Origin of the sequence: Pseudoalteromonas sp. APC 3358, assembly GCF_030408075.1 — a bacterium.
GTDB lineage: Bacteria > Pseudomonadota > Gammaproteobacteria > Enterobacterales > Alteromonadaceae > Pseudoalteromonas > Pseudoalteromonas arctica.
The window spans coordinates 227,320-242,787 of sequence record NZ_JASDCE010000007.1 but is presented as its reverse complement, the minus strand read 5'-3'; the positions used below and the strand labels follow the sequence as shown (position 1 = coordinate 242,787).

General features: G+C 38.2%; 13 protein-coding genes. 8 read left to right on the top strand and 5 right to left on the bottom strand.

Annotation, left to right across the window (positions count from 1 at the left end; translation table 11 throughout):
• Positions 1–138 precede the first annotated feature (138 nt).
• Positions 139–585, top strand: a complete 447-nt coding sequence (yfbV, locus tag QL995_RS12970) for a terminus macrodomain insulation protein YfbV (RefSeq protein WP_007582569.1) — start codon at positions 139–141, stop codon at positions 583–585.
• Here yfbV and QL995_RS12965 read toward each other — a convergent pair.
• From QL995_RS12965 to xthA, 3 genes are read right to left on the bottom strand one after another with little or no spacing between them, the layout of a single operon-like run.
• A complete protein-coding gene (locus QL995_RS12965) occupies positions 582–1,397 on the bottom strand; it encodes a putative RNA methyltransferase (protein ID WP_290294335.1) in 816 nt (271 codons plus the stop codon). The genes yfbV and QL995_RS12965 overlap by 4 nt on opposite strands.
• Entirely contained in the window at positions 1,394–2,041 is a 648-nt protein-coding gene (locus QL995_RS12960; RefSeq protein ID WP_010554248.1) for an energy-coupling factor ABC transporter permease, read from the bottom strand. The genes QL995_RS12965 and QL995_RS12960 overlap by 4 nt, the downstream gene beginning before the upstream one ends.
• 5 nt (positions 2,042–2,046) lie before the next feature.
• On the bottom strand, positions 2,047–2,853 hold the full coding sequence (gene xthA / locus QL995_RS12955; protein WP_290294334.1) for an exodeoxyribonuclease III: 807 nt from the start codon (positions 2,851–2,853) through the stop codon (positions 2,047–2,049).
• 240 nt (positions 2,854–3,093) lie between these two features.
• Here xthA and QL995_RS12950 point away from each other — a divergent pair, with 240 nt between their 5' ends.
• The 4 genes from QL995_RS12950 (at position 3,094) to rluB (ending at position 5,886) form a co-directional block, all read left to right on the top strand.
• Positions 3,094–3,525, top strand: coding sequence for a hypothetical protein (locus tag QL995_RS12950; protein WP_007582577.1), 432 nt, complete (start codon positions 3,094–3,096; stop codon positions 3,523–3,525).
• Positions 3,526–3,752: 227 nt separating this feature from the next.
• On the top strand, positions 3,753–4,274 hold the full coding sequence (locus QL995_RS12945) for an EF-hand domain-containing protein (RefSeq protein ID WP_290294333.1): 522 nt from the start codon (positions 3,753–3,755) through the stop codon (positions 4,272–4,274).
• 152 nt (positions 4,275–4,426) lie between these two features.
• A complete protein-coding gene (gene scpB / locus QL995_RS12940) occupies positions 4,427–5,017 on the top strand; it encodes an SMC-Scp complex subunit ScpB (RefSeq protein ID WP_024592539.1) in 591 nt (196 codons plus the stop codon).
• Positions 5,014–5,886 (top strand): 23S rRNA pseudouridine(2605) synthase RluB, encoded by an 873-nt coding sequence (rluB, locus tag QL995_RS12935; protein ID WP_007582584.1) that lies wholly within the window; start codon positions 5,014–5,016, stop codon positions 5,884–5,886. Before scpB ends, rluB begins: the two co-directional genes overlap by 4 nt.
• Before the next feature lie 83 nt (positions 5,887–5,969).
• On the opposite strand, the gene QL995_RS12930 is transcribed toward rluB, so the two are convergent.
• A complete protein-coding gene (locus QL995_RS12930) occupies positions 5,970–6,716 on the bottom strand; it encodes a YciK family oxidoreductase (protein WP_007375386.1) in 747 nt (248 codons plus the stop codon).
• A gap of 206 nt (positions 6,717–6,922) precedes the next feature.
• On the opposite strand from QL995_RS12930, the gene QL995_RS12925 reads away from it, so the two are divergent.
• Positions 6,923–9,352 carry a VolA/Pla-1 family phospholipase gene (locus tag QL995_RS12925; protein WP_290294332.1) on the top strand — a complete coding sequence of 810 codons (2,430 nt, stop codon included), beginning with the start codon at positions 6,923–6,925 and terminating at the stop codon, positions 9,350–9,352.
• Positions 9,353–9,452: 100 nt separating this feature from the next.
• Positions 9,453–10,469, top strand: a complete 1,017-nt coding sequence (sohB, locus tag QL995_RS12920) for a protease SohB (RefSeq protein ID WP_007582588.1) — start codon at positions 9,453–9,455, stop codon at positions 10,467–10,469.
• 97 nt (positions 10,470–10,566) lie between these two features.
• On the opposite strand, the gene QL995_RS12915 is transcribed toward sohB, so the two are convergent.
• A complete protein-coding gene (locus tag QL995_RS12915) occupies positions 10,567–11,901 on the bottom strand; it encodes a dicarboxylate/amino acid:cation symporter (RefSeq protein ID WP_007582590.1) in 1,335 nt (444 codons plus the stop codon).
• A gap of 193 nt (positions 11,902–12,094) precedes the next feature.
• On the opposite strand from QL995_RS12915, the gene QL995_RS12910 reads away from it, so the two are divergent.
• On the top strand, positions 12,095–15,418 hold the full coding sequence (locus QL995_RS12910) for a hypothetical protein (protein WP_290294331.1): 3,324 nt from the start codon (positions 12,095–12,097) through the stop codon (positions 15,416–15,418).
• Positions 15,419–15,468: the final 50 nt, after the last annotated feature.

Sequence of the window (15,468 nt, the reverse complement as noted above, 5' to 3'; positions counted from 1 at the left end):
TAAGTTAGGATTGTTCGCCATTAAAAGGTAAATTTAAGCTGTTTTACTGAGAAAGTGTAACTCTTTCATTTTGTGTTACACTTTGCGTACAGCTCGTTTTTCCATTGTATTTAAAAGCAGTATCTGTGAGGAGTCATGATGCAAAAAAGTGTGATGTCACAATTACAAACTGGCCGTTTGTATGGTAAAAAATGGCCAATGCGCAAAGAGCTTGCGCCTTTGTTTTTAGAGTTTAGAGTAATTAGAGCGACTGAGCTTGCCATTACAGTAATGCCAATCTTAGCCATGCTAACATTGTTTTTTCAGCTAAATTACTTGGGTTCTGATTTTTTACCGCAAGCCATTGCAAGTGCATTATTTTTTATATCGCTACCATTACAAGGTTTATTTTGGTTGGGTAAGCGAGCGCAAACGCCTTTAGAGCCTGCGATGCAAAAATGGTATAACGAGCTGTACACTAAAATGGCAGCTAATGGATATCAAACGCAGTTAAGTGAAAACAAGCCCCGTTATATGGAGCTTGCCAATTTACTTAAAGATATGTTTGATAAAATGGACAGGGCGTTTACTAAAGAGCAGTTTTAGGGAGTTACATCATTATCTATTTTGGTAAACTGAGTAATATAAAACGATAAGGTGACAGTGTGTTCACCTTTTTCTTCGAGAGTTGTCCAGTGCTCGGGTCTAAATTTCCATGCAAATGGCGTCATCATTATTAAGTTTTTAATATCAGTAAAGCTAAGCGCTACATGCTCTGTTAAAAGGATCTGCTCTGATTTTTGAAACCCTTTTGGAGTGGCTATTTCAGTATGTTCGTTTACTTCTGAATATATATACGATTTTAGCTCTTTTAAATGACAAGGTCCTGGGCTTGCAACCACTAATGTTGCGTTTTGATTTGCTAGGCGTTCAAGCTCTTGCTCAAACAAAGGTGCAAATACACTTACAAGTACATTAGCAAATTGGCTTTTAAAGGGGGCTTGGCTGATTGATGCCACACTAAAATGGCAATTAGGGTAGCGCTTAGCTGCATATTTAACCGCTGATTTTGAAATATCGACACCGTATACAACAGCATTTGTTTTATTCGCGATTGCTTGGGTATAAAACCCTTCACCGCATCCTAAATCAATAATAGTATTCGCACTTATATTACTGATTATATCACTAAGGCTTTGCTGTAAAAAACGATAATACCCACGCTCTAAAAATGCACGTCTGGCTTGTACCATTTCAAGTGAATCACCCGGTTGTTTTGAATTTTTCTGTTGCACAGGCAGTAAATTAACATAGCCTTCTTTAGCAAAATCAAAGCTGTGGTTGTTAGCACAACGAAGTGTTGAATCAGTTTTCAAAAGTGCTAGGTTACACAGCGGGCATTGATATTCAAGACTCATGAGCCTAGGTAGTCCTTATCGTAAAAAGTTTTTACCCAATGCGGGCGATAGGTGATCATAATTGTTATAGCCATGCCGTTGAGCATTGCTTCAGGAAACCAAATTATGGCACTTAAATAAACGTAGTTATCTGCAAGTTCTTGCCAATTGTATTGCCCTATAGCTAAGTAAAATAAAGCACCTAGGCCTATTTTTATACAGGCTATAAATCCTGCGGTTATAAACGCACAAACAAATATATAAACAAAAAAATGACGAGGTAAATATTGGTAACTAATTATAAAGCCAAGATAGCTCAATAAAATAGGAATAAACGCACCAATAAGCAGTTGTACTGGTAACAGCTCAAGTTCAATTTGACCAAAGGCAGCGAGTAGGGCTGTGGCAAGTAGGCTACTTAAAATAGTCAATCGCCAGCCTAAAATTAATGTAGCAGCCGTAACACCTAGGATGTGTAAATCAAGGCCAGTTAAAATGCCAGCCTTTATTCGCCAAAGCACCGCAAACACTAACGCACACGCAAGTACGCCAGTTTGACGGACTGGCGTATTAAGCAATGTTTTATATGTTTTTTTATCAAAGCTCAATAGAGCAATAATAATTACAAGAGCCCAAAGTAGCCCCTGCATCGTTAGGCTGAGCATAATAATTACTTAAATGTTGACCATATAGGGGCATGATCTGACGGTTTTTCAATACCGCGAAGTTCGTAATCAATACCTGTATCTATGCAGCGTGCTGCAAGCTCATTGGTTGCAAGCACTACATCTATACGAAGTCCTCGATTATCTACAAACCCTTTAGAGCGATAGTCAAACCACGAGTATTGATCGTCTGTTTCGGGGTTTTGCTCTCTAAAGGTGTCTTTAAAACCCCAATTAAGTAATGTTGCAAGCCATTCACGCTCTACCGGTTGGAAAGAACATTTACCCGTTTTTAACCAACGTTTAGCATTTACTTCGCCAATACCAATATCTAAATCGGTAGGTGATATGTTGATATCACCCATAACGATGACATCTTGATCGGGTGTGTGATTGGCTTCAAGGTGTGTCATTAAATCTTTATAAAATTGACGTTTATAAGGGAATTTAGTTTCGTGATTAATATTATCACCTTGTGGGAAATAGCCATTCATGACAGTAAGGTCGCGACCGTTTTCTTGTTCAACAGTGACGCTTATCATGCGTTTTTGCGATTCATCTGTATCGGTGGCAAAACCTTTTAAGACCGATTTAGGCTCTTTTTTGCATAACATAGCTACGCCATAATGCGCTTTTTGACCATGAAAGTAGACGTGATATCCCATTTTTTGTACATCTTCTAATGGGAATGCTTCGTCGTGAACTTTAATCTCTTGCAAGCCAATAACGTCTGGTTGATGTTTGTCGATAATTGCTTGTAATTGGTGAAGACGAGCACGCAGACCATTGATATTGAAAGAAATCACTTTCATAAAATTTACCTTAAAATTGGTTCTATTTAATAGATTAAATTGTATCAGTAAATACGCGTACATAACATGACTGAATTGAGATAATAGCTGCGCAAATGTTGATCAAATGATGGGTAAAGTTTAAACATTGTGAATACAATATTAATTATTTAAATAAATAAAAAATTCAATTGAACTTAACTTTATTGAATATATAATGCGCGAAATTCACTTGTTTAGCTCGTTCAAATAGGATCTCTCATGAAAACTCAACTACTTTTAGCCACTGCTTTACTAGCATCTGCAACTGCGTCAGCTCAAAGCAATACTTACTTTAGCCAAGATAACAAAATTGAGTCTAAGTTATGTGTACTAAGTGCAAACGAAGGCTTTAGCGTTGCTCGTAAAGAAGCTGCCCAGCACGGTGTTTACCTATCTCGTTTTTCTAAAAGCATTTTATGTAATGGTGAAGATATTCGTGATATTGCTAAAAAAACGACATTAAGCAACGCATCAGTTGAGAAAGTAGAAGTATTTGCAAAAGACGCTCAACAAGAAACTCAATTATGTATGACGGCTTTAAAACAAGGTTTAGCACCTGTTCGTCAAAAAATTGGTAACCTAAACTCATTAAAATGTAATGGTCAAAACGTTACTGAGTTTGTTAAACGCTACCAAAACGCAGCAATCTAATTATTAGCTTAACTATAATAAGTAAATTTGAAATGCCTGGTTTTTACCGGGTATTTTTTTGCAAAAATTACAAGGTTGTTTGCAAAGCTTGCAAGCTTAACTTATTGAAACTGTTTAATAAATATACCGATCGAGATTAAGTTATTGATTATTATAAGTTAACTATTATTGGCATTGGATTTGTATTAGTTAAAGTGACATTTAATTAATTACGAAGGATACGTCTTATGAAAAAGTTAACATTAGCAGCCACTATTTTAGCATCATTAAGCATAGCGGCTTGTTCATCTAATCAAGGTCTTGAAAGAATAGACAGTGACTTTGCAAGTTTAGATAATGATAGCGATGGCTACATCTCAAAAATTGAAGCTGATGACGATAGCATTTGGGGCCATTTTTCAAATATTGATACCAATATGGATAACGAAATTAGCCGCAAAGAATTTAACACTTATATGAAGCTTAATAATGGCAAAGTAGCCACTGATTCTGAAGTAAGTGAGTCGGCATTTAAAGCTGAAATTGCTAAATTCGATAAAATTGAAAGCAGTTTTTCAAGCTTAGATAACGACAGCAATGGCTATATCTCGGTAGTTGAAGGTAACGATGATGATATTTCAAATCATTTTGGTTACATGGATAAAAACCAAGATAAGCGCATCAGTAAAAGCGAGTTTATGGGTTACATTAAAAAATACGGTAACGCAGTAGCTGAAGATGATGCATTAGAAGCTTTTAAAAGTAACTAATAGTTACCATTTTAGTAAGTAAGATTAAAGCCAGTGCTAGTCACTGGCTTTTTTTGTGTTTTAAATTTAGTTATTTGATAGATATATTTTCCTAGTTTGGTGTTGTTCTGTCATAATAGATGGCTGTGTATTTTTATTTGTTAAGAGTGTGTATGGCGGGTCGGCGAATTAGTGATGAACAACTAGTTGAGATCATTGAAGCAGCTATTTTTGTTGCAGATAAGCCTGTTAGTAAACGCCACCTTAAAGATATCGTATTAATAGATTTAGCTATTTCTATGACGCGAATAAATGACGCAATAGATACAATACAAGAACATTTTCAAACTCGTGGTATTCGCTTAGTTGAAGTTGGTAGTGGGTATCGGTTTCAGGCATGCAGTAGTTTAAGCCCTTGGTTAAATAACTTGTGGCAAGAACGCGCACCAAAATACTCGCGTGCTTTACTGGAAACATTATCACTTATTGCATACAGGCAGCCCATTACACGCGGCGAAATTGAGCAAGTAAGAGGTGTTACTACGGGTTCGAATATTATTAAAACCTTACTCGAAAGAGAGTGGGTTAAAGTGGTAGGGCATAAAGAGGTTCCGGGAAAGCCGGCTTTATATGCAACTACTAAGCAATTTTTAGATTATTTTTCGTTAACTGGACTTGAAAATTTACCTGCGTTGCCAACAGAGCAGCAAAGTAAAATTAACCAGTTATTGAGCGATCCTTCTGTGAGAGAACCATCCGAATGAGTATTATACAAGGTGAAAAGTTACAAAAAGTCTTAGCCCGTGCAGGCGTAGGCTCACGCCGTGAAATGGAAAAATACATTGACGCAAACCGCGTTAGTGTAAACGGTAAAGTGGCAAAGTTAGGTGACCGTGTTGAAGAAACCGATTTGATTCGTGTTGACGGACACAGTGTAAAAATCGAAGAAAAAGCAGACCGAATCTGTCGTGTGATTATGTATAACAAACCAGAAGGTGAGTTAAGCACACGTAAAGATCCTGAAGGGCGTCGTACTGTATTTGACCGACTTCCTCGTATTGATGGCGATCGCTGGATTGCGGTTGGTCGACTAGACGTTAATACATCGGGTTTAATGCTTTTTACAAACGATGGTGAACTGGCAAACCGTTTAATGCACCCAAGCTATGAAGTAGAGCGTGAATACTCTGCACGTGTATTTGGTGAAGTAACCAACGAGACGGTTAAAAACTTACTACGTGGTGTTGAGCTTGAAGATGGTCCAGCCAAATTCACGACTGTAACCCCTATGGGTGGCGAAGGTGTTAACCGTTGGTTTAACGTAACGTTAAATGAAGGGCGTAACCGTGAAGTTCGTCGTTTATGGCAGTCTCAAGATGCGGAAGTATCTCGTCTTATTCGTATTCGTTACGGTAAATTAGAGCTTGATAAGCGCGTGCCACAAGGTGGTTGGATGGAGTATGATTTAGAAACAGTAAACTACTTGCGTAAAACCGTTAAATTAGGCCGCGAAACACAAACTAAGCTTTCTGTTATGCCTGAAAAACGCAAAGATAAACGCGCTAAAATCAATCAAATTCGTAAAGCAGTTAAAAAACACAATCAGCGTGTTAAGCCGACTAAACGTAAATAATCAATTAGTTATTTATTGAACACAAAAAAGCCGCTAATTGCGGCTTTTTTAATGTGTGTTGTTTAAACTATTTAAACTCTAAATTACTTTTTTACTTGAGCATCTAACGATTCGCCATTCACTTCACTTGAATCGTCACTCATTAGATATAAATATGTAGGCATTAAATCCTCTGGTGTAGCAAGTGCGTCTCTATCTTCACCTGGATATGCAGCAGCTCGCATTGAAGTGCGAGTAGCGCCTGGGTTAATACAGTTTACACGAATATTCGTTTTACCTACTTCACATGCCCATGTTTGCATCATACCTTCTACTGCAAATTTTGAGATGGCATAAGGCCCCCAAAATTCACGACCTTTGCGGCCTACACCTGATGACGTAAATACTATCGATGCATTATCAGACTTACGAAGAACAGGAAAAAGTGCTTTAGTGATCATTGCTTGTGCAGTCACGTTTACTTTCATTATGTTTTCGAACGTAGATGAGCAAAAATGTTCAAGTGGACCCAGCGACCCTAAAATACCTGCATTATTAAGCAACCCATCAAGGCGGCCAAACTGATATTCGATTGTTGCAGCAAGGTCACGGTAGTTTTGCTTCGTTGCGCCTTTTAAATCCATAGGGACTATTGCAGGTTTAGGGTAGCCAGCATTAACAATTTCATCGTAAACACATTCAAGTTTATTAGTTGTTTTTCCTAATAAGATAACTGTAGCGCCGTATTTTGCATACGTAATTGCTGCAACTCGGCCAATACCATCACCGGCGCCTGTTATTAAAATAACTTTATCTTTAAGTGCGTTTTCAGCTGCTTGATATGTGTGCATAAAAGTACCAATTCATATAATTTTTTTGATTTTAACATAGCGAAACGTGAAGTAATCGAATTTATTGTAAAATTAGGTGGCGAAAATAGAAACTTTACGTTAAGTTTAACTGGTCTAATGTCTCATTAATAACCTGATTACATTGTTTTAACTTAATACACTGATTAAACACACTATAAAAATAAAATACGTGCGGAGCCAACAATATGAAAAAAATGCTACTTTCACTCTCGGTTACAGCTGCTTTAGCAGGTTGTGGCGGTGGAGAAACGTTAACAGATGTCAAAAACGACACAGCGCCAGTTATCCCAACAGCAACAGTTACATTTGATCCAGCAGCAGGTATCTTATCGGTACCTAATGATTTATTAATGAGTGGAACTCAAGACGGTACACTTAATATTCCTGGTGAATTAGATGACAACAATGTGTCTATTTCGCGCGCAGCTTATGCAAACCCTCAACTTGCACTAGGTGCACTTGATGGTTGGTCTTCGCAGGTTCCTTATAAAATCGATTTAACATTCCCACCAAATGTGAGTTTAGATGAAGCGTCTGCTGGGACCCCTGGTACAGTAAGAATTTTTGAAGTTGTAATGGGTGCAAGTTTAACTGATGCAGAATGTTCAGTTGTAGCTGCCGGTACTGCTTGTAAATTGGTCGGTGAGCTTACTTTTGGTGTTGACTTTGTTACTCAAGCTTCAGGTGATGGCGTTGCAATTATTCCTTTAAAGCCATTTACGGCGGGTAGCTCATACATCAATGTGTTAACTACTGGTCTTAAAGATTCATTAGGGCGTTCTATTGAGCCTTCTTCTACTTATGGGCTGGTTAAACAAGAAGCGCCATTAATTACAGAAGCCCAACTTGGTTTGCAGGGTGCTGTTAACAGTTACGAAAATGTAGTTGTAAGTTCAGGAGATATCACAAAAGAAGATATTATTTTTTCTAGTGCGATGACTATTCAATCAGCAGGCCCTGTACTTGGGACAATTAAAAAGTTACTAGCTGCAAGCTTGCAACAGCCTGCGTTACCAACTCCTGCGCTTCAAGTTCCTGAACAGCCTATGGTAAATGTACAACAAGTATTTGCTTCTCAGGGTGTAGAAGTCTCTGCTGCTTTCTCTGGTGTGCAATATCAAAAAGGTAGCATTATGTTACCGATGTATTTAGGTACGCCAACGGGTACTGATATTAGTGATTTAAGTGATACATATTGGCAAGGTATGTGTGATAACGCGGTGGCAATAATTGGTTATAAGGCCGTTGCAGGCGATGCATTTCCGACAGATCCTATTAGTGAAAATGATGGTTTATGTTCTGCATTAAGTGACGGACAATTACGTGACTTAGGACTAGACAGCACACGTCATTTAACAAAATACAACTCAATTCCAAAAGTACAAAGCATGGCAAATGTGCCAGTGCAAGTTACTAAACCTATTTTACCGATAATTAATGGTGTCCGTGCACAGTTACAATTAGATCCTATCGCAATGCCTGAAGGTGGATGGCCTGTTGTGATTATGCAGCACGGTATTACAACACAAAAAGAAAGTATGCTTGCTTTAACTGCGCAGCTTTCTATTCAAGGCTTTGCAACGGTTGCTATTGACCATCCAAGACATGGTGAGCGCGGGATAGATGTTGATGGTGATGGAACAGACGACTTTAATGCAACAACGGGTTCTGTGCTTAGTTACATGAACTTAAGTTCATTACTTGTTGCACGTGATAGCTTACGTCAATCGGCTGCTGATTTATTAGGCCTTCGTTTAGGCTTAAACTTTATTAACGATACAACTATTAATAGTAAAGACGTTACCTACATTGGGCATTCGCTAGGTTCTATTGTTGCCCCAGCATTTATTGCTCAAGCTAATACGCCAATGGCAGAAACGCTTGATCCGCTATTTAATGTAAACACGGTAGCTCTCGCAAGTGGTGGTGGCGGTATAGCAAGCTTCTTACTTGAATCTGCTGCGTTTGGTCCATTTATTCAAGGTTCAGTACTTTCACAAGCGGGTACAACAGAAGCTGATGAATTTACTGCATATTTACAAGGAGATGCAGTTTCTAACTGTGGCTCATTAATACCAGACATGGAAGCTTACTTGACGTGTGGCTACAACGAATATATTGCATCACTTACCACTGCGGGTGAAACGACTAAACTTACTAACATTCAAGGTGTATTTACACAGTTTGCTTTTGCGGCGCAAACAGCGCTAGATAGTGGCGACCCAACGAACTACGCAGCCACTGTGAAAGCATTAGGTACTCCTGTTTATACTAATGTTGTTGTGGGTGATGGTGTTGATAACAAGCCTGACCAAGTGATACCACCAATGGCAGCTAATAATCCTATTTCTGGCACAATTCCATTAGCTAACTTGATGGGTCTTGAGACAGTAAGTTCTTCGCAAGCATTGAGTGAAACACCAGCAAGCTACTTAGTTAAATTTACTAAAGGGCATCATGGTTCTATATTAACACCAGCTCAAGATGCTGCACAGGCTGCAACTGTTGAAGGCAGTGCTGCCGCTAATGCAGAAATGCAGTTGCAAGTAGCTACTTACTTAGCTGCTCGCGGACGGATGTTATTAGTTTCCAACCCTGAGGTTGTGACTGATTAATAACCAGTAAAATAATTAACCTTTAAAAGCCACTGAAAAGTGGCTTTTTTTTGCTTTAAAGCATGCTAAATTAGCTGAAATTTATAAATGGAGAAACCAGTTGGAATTTTTATACGAATACGGTTTGTTTTTTGCTAAAACAGTTACTTTTGTTATCGCTATAGCAGTTATTTTAATGCTAATAGTTGGCGCTGCAGTTAAGCCAAAGGCCAAAAAAGGTGAAATACAAATTGACGATATATCAGAGCAGCTAGTTGAACTTAAAGAAAGTTTTTTACAAAATACGTTGGGTAAAAAAGAGCTTAAAGCGCATCAAAAACAACTTAAATCAAAGAGTAAAAAAGCAGATAAAGATGAGCCTAAACCTCGTTTATATGTAATTGACTTTGTGGGTAGTATGGACGCTCACGAAGTAGAAAGCTTACGAGAAGAAATAACGGCTATTATCTCTATTGCCGATCCAAGTAAAGACAAAGTACTTATTCGTTTAGAAAGTGGTGGCGGTGTTGTACATGGCTACGGACTTGCTGCATCTCAGTTACAGCGTATTAAAAGTGCGGGTATTCCTCTGAGTGTTGCAATTGATAAAGTGGCAGCAAGTGGCGGTTACATGATGGCGTGTGTCGCGGACGAGATACTTGCAGCGCCTTTTGCAATAGTTGGATCTATTGGTGTGATAGCTCAAATACCTAACTTTAATAAAATATTAAAGAAAAATGATGTTGAATTTGAGCAAATAACAGCAGGTGAATTTAAACGCACACTTACTTTATTTGGTGAAAACACAGATAAGGCCCGTGAAAAATTTCGTGAAGAAATTGAACAAACACATGATTTATTTAAAACGTTTGTAAGCACTCAACGTCCAAGCTTAGATATAAACTTAGTTGCGACAGGTGAGCATTGGTTTGCAACTCAAGCGATAGATAAAGGCTTGGTAGATGTTATAAAAACAAGTGATGATGCATTGCTAGAGCAGCAACATGAGCGTCAAATTTATAAGATTAAATACAAAGTTAAAAAAGGGCTGAGCGATAAGTTAGCTCTTGGCTTGAGTAGTGGTGTAAATAAAGTGGGAATAAACTTACTTTCTAAGTTTAAGTCGTTAAATCCTTAGATTAGAATCTTTTTCAGGATTCAGTTTAATTATTTTTACTCGAAAAAAAACCTTGATGGATTGCATCAAGGTTTTTTTATAGCTGTATAAATGTAGCTTATGAGTCAATAGATTTATGATAATCTTCTAAGTCTTTAGCGGCATTAGGGTCGTTAAAGATGCTCTCATCTAGCTCACCTTCAGACTTGGCAACAACACAGGTAACCATACAATCGCCGGTTACATTAACTGCTGTACGTGTCATATCAAGTAATCTATCTACACCGATAATAATTGCAATCCCTTCTACAGGTAAGCCAACTTGGTTAAGTACCATTGCCAGCATTATTAAACCAACACCAGGTACGCCTGCTGTACCTACAGAGGCAAGTGTTGCTGTTAATATAACCATTAGGTAATCAGATATTGTCAAATCGACACTAAACACTTGTGCAATGAACACGGTAGCCACACCTTGCATGATGGCAGTGCCATCCATGTTAATGGTAGCACCCAGTGGGATAGTAAATGAGGCAACCGAGTTATTAGCACCTAACTTTTTAGTAGCAGTTTCAAGTGTAATAGGCATAGTTGCGCTTGAGCTCGAGGTACTAAATGCAAATAAGCATGTGTGCTTCATTTTTGCTAAGAAAATAAGCGGGTTTAAGCCCGTTAATATTTTTAAAAGCAATGTGTAGTTTACAAAAGCATGTAATAACAGTGCAAGCACTACAACGCCAAAATACTTTGCTAAGCTCACAATTAAGTTAAGCTCAATTGTTGTAAACAGTTTTGCCATTAAAAAGAACACGCCATAAGGGGCAATATTCATTAAAAGCGTAACTAGTTTTAAAATCACAGTGTTTAAATCTTCAAATACGGTAGCAACACGTTTTCCTGCTTTACCACTTAATGCCATTGCTACACCAAATAAAAGTGCAAACACAATAACTTGAAGCATATTGCCTTTGGCCATTGCTTCAAAAGGGTTTGTAGGAAACATATCTATAATTACACGGGCAAGAGTAGGCGCTTCTTTAGCATCATAAGTTGCATTAGATGGCAAGCTGATGCCCTCACCAGGGCTAAATAATAAGGCAAGTGTAATCGCCACTGTTATAGCAATAGCTGTAGTTAATAAATATAAACCAATAGATTTACCACCTAGGCGGCCTAGTTTTTTAGGGTCGCTTAAGCTACAGGTACCACAAACAAGCGATACAAAAACAAGAGGCACAACTAACATTTTCAAGCTGGCAATGAAGATTTGACCACCAACATGGAAAATACCATCAACAAAAAAGGCTTTAATTGGCAAAGAGAATAACCCAAGTGGTATTAGATAATCGTCTTCACCAGCTAATATAGCCTGAAATATAAAACCTACTGTAACCCCAAGCGCCATACCAATCATGATGCGAGTGGTTAAACTCATTGAACGGATTTTTGACATATTTCCTGATCTACATTTTATAAATTTGCCATAGACTACCAGCAAGGAAATATTTACTACAGAAAAAGTTAGTATTTATTTAAAAATATTTTGCACAAAAAAGTAATAAAAAACTGTGATTTTAGACTAAGTTATAGGTTAATATTAAGTGTAAATTAATTTTAATTATAATAACAACGCTAGGGAGAGGTTCATGCCTTTAATGCGACTGCTCGGCATTTCATTGCTAAGTTTTTTACTCACAGCCTGTGGTGGCGGTGGGTCACTTGAAAAAGACGGTTCTATAAGTGATGGTGATTCCACTACAGAGGCTGCTACATACTCGGTTTCATTAAAGGGGTATTCTCAAACAGACGCAACAGAGTTAAATTCTGTTACCGCTACCTCCTCTTTAGATTTACGTGCAATTCTTACTCAAGACGGTGTAATTGTTGCGGGTAAGCGCATTACGTTTACATTAGAAGATGAGATTGGTGAACTGTCTCCATCAAGTGCATTAACTCAAAACGATGGTATTGCAACGGTTGAACTTACAGCCGGTGCTCAAGCCGGTGCTGGAGAAGTAACTGCTACTTATACAGTCGATGGTGAATCTTATACAAGTACTTTTGCTTTTCAATCAAGCGGTGGGCAGGGTGATGATACTGGTGTTAGTGGGTCAACAACTCTAACAGTAAATATTGTCGATGAAAATGGTGCTAAGTATTCGGATACAAACCCGGTTACAACTGACAACTTAGGCACGGTTACAGCGACTTTAAAAAATGATGGAGTTGCACTTAGCGAGCAGCTTGTTACTTTTACTACAAACTTCACAGGTAAAATAACACCAGACTTAGGAACTGCAATTACAAACTCAGCGGGTGAAGCAAAAGTAACTCTCTCTAGTGGTAGTTTTAAAGGCGCAGGTCAAGTTGTTGCAACTTATAATCCTACGAACTCAACAGAAGTGAGTAATACAGCTGTATTTTATTCATCAGGTGATTCTGCACCAGTTGATTTGGCACAATTCTCTATATCAGTAAAGCTCTTAACAGGCTGTAACGCAGGCTGGGACGATAATCGTTCTAGCGTAAAACTTGACCCTACACAAGCAGCATCGGGTTGTACGGTAGCTAATACTATCTCTTCATCAGAACTAGGTGAATTATTTGTTGAAGTCATTGATGAGCAAAGTGGTGAAGGTAGTAAAAATTCACTTGTTAATATTTCAACAAATTTAGGTTCTGTTCTCCCTTCATCTGGGACAGCCCTTACCGATAACTTTGGTATTGCTCTACTAAAATTGCAACCTGGTAATACTGGTGGCGCAGGTACTGTTACTGTAACGTCAGTAGGTGAAAGTAATTCAACTAATTTTGCTGTAGGTATTGCTGATTTAACCCTAGAGGTTGATAACGGGCTAAATAAAGATTCTTCAGGAAATGTTATTCCTCTAAAAGCAGGTGGTAGTACCGTTATTGAAGTAACACTTTTAGATGAAGATGGTAATTTATACTTAACTCCAACAGATGTTGAATTCAGCTCAACTTGTGTAATTAGCGGCGACTCAGTAATTGATGCATCAGTAAAATCATCAAGTGGTATCGCAACATCAACATACCGAGCTACAGGTTGTAGTATTGACGATGATATTAATATCACGGTTGAGACAGGCGGTAAAAACTTTACTGCTACTACGATTATTCCTGTGGAAACATCAGCGGTACAATCAATACAGTTTGTTGATGTCAGTGAAACATTTATTGCATTACCTCCAGGTGAAGGCGGCGCCCCGACTCAATCGATCGTTAGATTTAAGTTAATAGATGCGGATGGTCTTGCATCCACGCAGCAACGTATTGATTTCAAGTTAACAGATTCAGTGGGGGCAGCTAAACTGTCACTTAGAACAAGTGATACAAATAATGAAGGCTTTGTTCAGACAACGGTTGAATCTGGCATAGTGCCTGGTCCATTAGTGGTAAAAGCGTGTTTTATTTCTAAAGAAGATGTTAATAATTTACCTGAAGGTGATGATTTAACGTGTTGGGTTGATGATGTAGAACTGTGTACATCAGAACCAAGCAATGAAATTTGTCCAGACGGAACACTTACTTTAGTACCATTAAGCGAGCAGATAAGTTCTGTATCGGCTCAGTTAACTTTAGCTTCGGGCGTAACAGACCAAAACAGTTTTGATGCAAGCCCAAATACGTTCAATACTAACTCACTTAATTATAACGGTGTTTTAAATGATATTACGGTATATTTTGGTGACCAATTTAATAATTATAACGGTGATGGTGTAGAGGCAACTATTTTAGCTGAAGCTGGTGTCATTGGCTCATCTAGCAATGAAGTTACTTGTAAAACTGACGATGCTACTTGTGTTGTAACCTGGCGCTCTCAAGGAGACCGTCCATTTTATGATTACAAATGGGGTAACCGAATTGGCGATATTGACGGGGACGCAACAACTACTGAAGGTATTAATCCAAAAACAGGTATTATAAATTGTGACCCATATTTTGGTATTGCAGCTCCTTGTATAAATGGTATTACACGCGCTAAAAATAATGCTGATGGCGTTGTTATGGGAGGGCGTGTAAGTGTTCTCGCTGTCACTAAAGGACAAGAGAACTTTGTAGATGAGCAAACCACTGATGATGTTAAGCGCACCAATGGCTTGTTTGATATTGGTGAATATTATACTAGTTACGATTTACCTGAAGCATTTATAGATCACAATGAAAATGCTGCCTTCGATAAAGCAAACTGTAGTGATGCAGATGCTTCAAATTATGACCCGTCTACGGATGAATGTTCTGAGTTAATTTCACGAGGTGGTCATAATGAAACATGGCGAGACCTAGATAATGACGGTATTTATGACTTTGCTGATGGTAAATATAATGGCTTATTATGTAGCGAAGCTGCTGAAAATGCAGGTGAGTGTTCTCGTGAGCTAATTGAAGTGCGTAAACAAATTGAATTGGTTATGTCTGGAGATAACCCATATGTTCGTTTTTCTGTGTTGAAAACAACGGATATTCTTGATGCACCGTATCCTGTTTATGTACCAGCAGATTGCTCTGTTTCAGTTACAGCAGTACTTGAGCCATCCGATGTATCTGAGCGTTGTGATATATCAGCAGTTGATTTATCAAATGTTTTTGCAGATAACCCTGAATATGATGAAACGGATCCAGATGAAACTGATCCTCAGCTATTGGAAGTTGGCTTATCTGGTATTACAGTTCGTATTCACTACACAGATGAGTTTGGTAATCCACTACCAGCGGGTACAACTGTATCTATAGCCTCTACAAATGGCGACTTATCTATTATCGAAAATAACGCTATTATTCCAAGTACGAATACGGATAAACCAATGTATTCAGATGTTCGTATTTCTCGTGAAGCGGATGGTAATGATAAATTTGACGGTGTACTTTCAATAACATTTGAGTTTACTACTCAGGCTGGTGGCACTAAAACAGTCTCCAAAGGAATAGAAATTTACGATAGTAAATAAGGCTTTATTTTAAAAATGCCAACCTTTAGGTTGGCATTTTTGTTTCTGTT

What these genes read in the sequence shown, in the direction of transcription:
- xthA (WP_290294334.1), bottom strand. Translation starts at nt 2,853, where the DNA reads ATGAAAGTGATTTCTTTCAATATCAATGGTCTGCGTGCTCGTCTTCAC.
- rluB (WP_007582584.1), top strand. Translation starts at nt 5,014, where the DNA reads ATGAGTATTATACAAGGTGAAAAGTTACAAAAAGTCTTAGCCCGTGCA.
- QL995_RS12950 (WP_007582577.1), top strand. Translation starts at nt 3,094, where the DNA reads ATGAAAACTCAACTACTTTTAGCCACTGCTTTACTAGCATCTGCAACT.
- yfbV (WP_007582569.1), top strand. Translation starts at nt 139, where the DNA reads ATGCAAAAAAGTGTGATGTCACAATTACAAACTGGCCGTTTGTATGGT.
- QL995_RS12965 (WP_290294335.1), bottom strand. Translation starts at nt 1,397, where the DNA reads ATGAGTCTTGAATATCAATGCCCGCTGTGTAACCTAGCACTTTTGAAA.
- scpB (WP_024592539.1), top strand. Translation starts at nt 4,427, where the DNA reads ATGGCGGGTCGGCGAATTAGTGATGAACAACTAGTTGAGATCATTGAA.
- QL995_RS12930 (WP_007375386.1), bottom strand. Translation starts at nt 6,716, where the DNA reads ATGCACACATATCAAGCAGCTGAAAACGCACTTAAAGATAAAGTTATT.
- QL995_RS12960 (WP_010554248.1), bottom strand. Translation starts at nt 2,041, where the DNA reads ATGCTCAGCCTAACGATGCAGGGGCTACTTTGGGCTCTTGTAATTATT.
- QL995_RS12925 (WP_290294332.1), top strand. Translation starts at nt 6,923, where the DNA reads ATGAAAAAAATGCTACTTTCACTCTCGGTTACAGCTGCTTTAGCAGGT.
- QL995_RS12945 (WP_290294333.1), top strand. Translation starts at nt 3,753, where the DNA reads ATGAAAAAGTTAACATTAGCAGCCACTATTTTAGCATCATTAAGCATA.
- QL995_RS12910 (WP_290294331.1), top strand. Translation starts at nt 12,095, where the DNA reads ATGCCTTTAATGCGACTGCTCGGCATTTCATTGCTAAGTTTTTTACTC.
- QL995_RS12915 (WP_007582590.1), bottom strand. Translation starts at nt 11,901, where the DNA reads ATGTCAAAAATCCGTTCAATGAGTTTAACCACTCGCATCATGATTGGT.